Annotated in this window: 1 protein-coding gene; it reads left to right on the forward strand. The window is 65.3% G+C overall.

Features of this window, described 5'->3' with window-relative positions; all coding sequences use genetic code 11:
- The coding region (locus tag BN2476_RS44370) for a YadA family autotransporter adhesin (protein ID WP_369122665.1) at positions 1-1,353 on the forward strand (1,353 nt) is incomplete at both ends.

Below are 1,353 nucleotides of genomic sequence, written 5' to 3' on the forward strand. Positions count from 1 at the left end.
CAGCGGGTTACAACCCGGGTAGCGGCACGCTGTCGGGCGCGGCGTCGACGGCCAACGGTGAAGTGTCGGTGGGCGCATCGGGCAAGGAACGCCGCATCACGAACGTTGCAGCAGGCAGCGCGGCCACGGACGCGGTAAATGTGAGCCAGTTGCAGTCGGAAGATGCGAAGGTGAACGCGGAAGGCGCAGCGACGGCAGCGGCACTGGGCGGCGGCTCGACGTACAACTCGACGACGGGCGCGATCACGAACCCGACGTACGTGATTGGCGGCAGCACGTATAACAACGTGGCGGGCGCGATCACCAACATCGACGGCCGTGTAACGCAGAACACGACGGACATCAGCAACATCACGACGCAGATCGACAGTGGTGAGATCGGTCTGGTGCAGCAGAATGCGTCGACGGGCACGATCACCGTGGCGAAGGACAAGGCCGGCACGCTGGTGGACTTCACGGGTACGGCGGGCGCACGCAAGCTGACGGGCGTGGCCAACGGTGACGTGAACGCATCGAGCGTCGATGCGGTGAACGGCTCGCAGCTGTTCAACGTGGCGCAGTCGACGGCGAATGCAATCGGCGGCGGCTCGACCTACGATCCGGCAACGGGGACAATCACGAACCCGACATACGTGGTGGGCGGCAATACGTATAACAACGTGGCGGGCGCGATCACCAACATCGATGGCCGTGTGACGAACATGAACAACACGGTGACCAACATCGTGAACGGTGGCGGCATCAAGTACTTCCACGCGAACTCGTCGCTGGCGGACTCGGTGGCGACGGGCACAGACGCGGTGGCGATCGGCGGTAACGCGAGCGCAACGGCAGCCAACTCTGTTGCGCTGGGCTCCAACGCGACGACCACGGCTGACCTGACGGCTGAGGCATACAACCCGGGCAGCGGCACGCTGTCGGGCACGGCAGCGGTGGGCGAAGTATCCGTGGGCTCGGCAGGCAACGAGCGCCGTCTGACGAACGTGGCGGCCGGTTCGGCGGCCACGGACGCGGTGAACGTGAGCCAGCTGCAGTCGGAGGATGCGAAGGTCAACAGCCAGGGCACGAGCATCGCGAACGTGATTGGCGGCGGTTCGACGTATGACGCGTCGACGGGCACGATCACCCGGCCGACGTTCAACATCGGCGGCTCGACGGTGACGTCGATTGCCGGCGCGATCACCAACATCGACAGCCGCGTGACCCAGAACACGACCGACATCAGCAACATCACGACGCAGATCAACAGCGGTGAGATCGGTCTGGTGCAGCAGGATGCGACGACGGGCACCATCACGGTGGCGAAGGACAAGGCGGGCACGCTGGTGGACTTCACGGGCACGGCGGGCGCGC

Origin of the sequence: Paraburkholderia piptadeniae, assembly GCF_900007165.1 — a bacterium.
Classification (GTDB): domain Bacteria; phylum Pseudomonadota; class Gammaproteobacteria; order Burkholderiales; family Burkholderiaceae; genus Paraburkholderia; species Paraburkholderia piptadeniae.